The 3,344-nt window shown below is 24.7% G+C and carries 4 protein-coding genes and 1 other RNA gene; 4 read left to right on the forward strand and 1 reads right to left on the reverse strand.

All coding sequences use genetic code 11. The annotated features are described in order from the left end of the window. Together ACWYO2_RS05420 and smpB are read left to right on the forward strand one after the other, a co-directional pair. Nucleotides 1-819, forward strand: an 819-nt coding sequence (locus tag ACWYO2_RS05420) for an RNB domain-containing ribonuclease (RefSeq protein WP_455515463.1), incomplete at its 5' end; no start/stop codon positions are given. Beyond that, nucleotides 819-1,253, forward strand: coding sequence for an SsrA-binding protein SmpB (smpB, locus tag ACWYO2_RS05425; RefSeq protein ID WP_455515464.1), 435 nt, complete (start codon nt 819-821; stop codon nt 1,251-1,253). The genes ACWYO2_RS05420 and smpB, both read left to right, overlap by 1 nt. A 40-nt stretch (nt 1,254-1,293) precedes the next feature. Here the strand turns inward: smpB and ACWYO2_RS05430 are convergent, their stop codons facing one another. Continuing rightward, nucleotides 1,294-1,761, reverse strand: coding sequence for a COG2426 family protein (locus tag ACWYO2_RS05430; RefSeq protein WP_455515465.1), 468 nt, complete (start codon nt 1,759-1,761; stop codon nt 1,294-1,296). A gap of 117 nt (nt 1,762-1,878) precedes the next feature. On the opposite strand from ACWYO2_RS05430, the gene ssrA reads away from it, so the two are divergent. Next, nucleotides 1,879-2,217, forward strand: a transfer-messenger RNA (tmRNA) gene (gene ssrA / locus ACWYO2_RS05435). A 50-nt stretch (nt 2,218-2,267) separates the two neighbouring features. Continuing rightward, nucleotides 2,268-3,344: ClC family H(+)/Cl(-) exchange transporter (locus ACWYO2_RS05440; RefSeq protein ID WP_455515466.1), on the forward strand; the 1,077-nt coding region annotated here is incomplete at its 3' end.

Consider the following 3,344-nt stretch of genomic DNA (forward strand, 5'->3'; position numbering starts at 1 on the left):
AATATAAAAGAAATCAAAATAAGAGAAAATGGTTTAGCTCAAAATCTTATAGAAGATTTTATGGTAGAAGCTAACTGTGCTGTGGCAGAAAGATTATTTTGGCAAGGTATTCCTGCTATTTATAGAATTCATGAGGCTCCTAGCATTGATTCATTGAAAGAATTAAATTCTAAATTAAATTTATTAGGATATAATATAAACAATATATCAGATATACATCCAGGTAAAATATCTAAAATTATAGAAAATAGTAAATATGATGAAAGAGCTTATTTAATCCATAAAACAATACTTAAATCTATGCAAAGAGCTAAATATTCAAATGAAGATAAAGGTCATTTTGGTTTAGCACTTGACCATTATTTACATTTTACTTCTCCTATACGTAGATATTCAGATTTAATTGTACACAGAATGTTGAATTATTCTATTAAAGCTAAAAATATAAATCTTGAAAAATTAGAAAAAAGAAATCAAGAATTTATTTCCATATCAAATCATATATCTAACACTGAAAGAATTGCAGAAATGTTAGAAAAAGATTCGATAAAAATTAAGTTGCTTGATTATATGAAAAAAAATATTAATAAGAATTTTAAAGGATTCATTTCAGGAATAATATCAACAAAAGTTTTTATACAACTTGAAAACTATATTGAAGTTGTATTTTATGATACTGATAGTAAAATGTATAGTATATTAGAAGATAAGTTAGTTGATAAATATGGTAAACAGTACCATATAGGTGATAAAATAAATGTAAAAATAATTAAATTAGATTATGAAAAATTAGAAATTATTTCGGAGGTAGATATTTAATGCAAATATTAGCTAATAATAAAAAAGCATATTTTGATTATTTTATTGAAGAAGAATATGAAGCAGGATTAGAACTTAAAGGAACTGAAGTAAAATCAATTAAAATGACTAAAGTTAGTATTAAAGAAAGTTTTATTCGTATAATAAAAAATGAACCATTTATTATGGGGATGTTTGTTACAAATTATTCTTTTGGTAATATTAATAACGTTAATGAAACAAGAGTTAGAAAGTTATTACTTCATAAAAAAGAAATAAAAAAATTAGAAGAAAAATCAAAACTTTTAGGCTATACAATAGTTCCTTTATCCGTATATAATAAAAATGGTATAATTAAAGTAAAAATCGCTCTTGCTCGTGGTAAAAAAAATTACGATAAAAGAGAAAGTATTAAAAAAAGAGATCTTAGTAGAGAAATTAAAAATAACTATTAAAAAATACAGGGGTAAGTTTAATTATTACTCCTGTATTTTTTTAACTAAATATTTCAAATTTAATAATAAACGTAACTAATGTAACTAAAAACCCTGCCCCTAAAACTCCACCTGTTAATGCAATCATTGTTTTTTTAAAATCTAAATCTAATATAGAAGCAGCTAAAACTCCAGTATAAGCACCAGTACCTGGTATAGGTATTGCAACAAATAATAATAAACCTACATATATTCCATATTTACTTTCATTTTGTAATTTCTCTCCTACTCTATGTCCCTTTTTTAAAATATAATCAAATATTTTACCTATATATTTCATTTTTTTCCCCCATAATAGAATTTGTTTAGAAAATATAAACATAAATGGCATAAGAATAAGATTACCTAAAATTGCTACTATCAATGTTGTCCCATAAGGTAAATTATATATTTGGGCATATGGTATAGCTCCTCTTAATTCAATTATTGGTAACATTGAAATTAAAAATATTTTTAAATAATATATCATGAATCACCTCTTGAAAATATATTTACAATTTTAGCATATTTATAAAAAAAATGTAAGAGTACTCTAAATACTATTTCTTGAATGATCTTATAAAATGTGCTATAATAAAATAACTGTGGGAGTGTTTTGGTTTCGACAGGATAAGAAAAATATAATTAGCAAGTAGAGGTTATTCTCTTAAAAAAAATAAATTTAAATTAATTGGAAACAATAATTACGCTTTAGCTGCTTAGTCAGCTAACGTTACTCTTTAAAGTGCCATTATTTAATTAGTAACGTCACTTTTAATGGCTTATCTTCTAAAATGACTATAATTAGAAGAAAAATTTAATAGTCTCGCAAATAAAATTTTGTTTATTTAGTATTTATTTGTTAAATCTTTAAATAAACTAAACTTGTAGAGGGTTATATCACTTTTTATTTTGGACACGAGTTCGATTCTCGTCACTTCCACCATTTTTTTATATGAAAGGACTTTTAAAATGAAACTAGGTATCTACGAGACCATGCAATCTTTAAAAGCATTTCACTCAAAGAAAGTTAGACTTAGACTAATATTCTTTTCATTAGTAACTGGTATTCTTACTGGTTGTGTGGTATCAGCTTACAATTTTCTTTTAAAACATGCTGTTTTACTTAGAAATGGTCTTATTGAAAAAAATACTGGTTATTCTATGATTTTTATAATATTACTTTTCTTACTTATCGCATGTTTTATTCAATTCACAGTCACGAAATTTCCAATGATTTCAGGTAGTGGTATTCCACAAGTTATGGGACTTATACAAAATAAATTTAAATTTAATTGGCTACCAGAGCTTTTCTTTAAATTTATATCAGGACTTATAGCTATATTTATTGGTTTTTCTATGGGACGTGAAGGGCCTTCTATTCATCTAGGAGCTTTAGTAGGCGAAGGAATTAATAAAATAACAAAAAGAAATGAAATAGAAAAAAAATATTTAATTACAGCAGGTTCTAGTGCAGGACTTGCAGCAACTTTCAATGCCCCTCTTGCAGGAGCTGTATTTGCCGTTGAAGAGTTACATAAGTTTTTTACACCTATACTTTTAGTATGTGTGTTGATTGCTACTCTATTTTCAAATATGACAGCTAAATTTTTATTAGGAAATAAACTTTCTTTTTCAAATTTTAAATTTATAACACCAATAGAATACAATATTGATTCTACTCTATTACATGTATTATTGATTATATTATTATCATTCATTATGGTGTTATTTGCAAAATTATTTAATTATTTTATAGTTACTTTTAAACAAACATATGATAAAATACCATTTTCTAATTACGCTAAAATTAGTACAGTTGCACTAATTTCATTATTAATAATTTTATTCTTACCAGAAATAACAGGTGGTGGACATGAATTAGTTGAACATCTATTTAATAGTAATATTACATTTAAAATTCTTTTATTATTTTTTATAGGTAAATTCCTATTTACAATGTTATGTTATGCAACTGGTTCTCCAGGGGGAATATTTTTACCACTTCTTGTAATAGGAGCACTAATTGGTAAAATTTATGGTATGACATTATCGAGTATATTAAACATATCG

Source organism: Pseudostreptobacillus sp., from assembly GCF_977040545.1.

What these genes read in the sequence shown, in the direction of transcription:
- smpB (WP_455515464.1), top strand. Translation starts at nt 819, where the DNA reads ATGCAAATATTAGCTAATAATAAAAAAGCATATTTTGATTATTTTATT.
- ACWYO2_RS05430 (WP_455515465.1), bottom strand. Translation starts at nt 1,761, where the DNA reads ATGATATATTATTTAAAAATATTTTTAATTTCAATGTTACCAATAATT.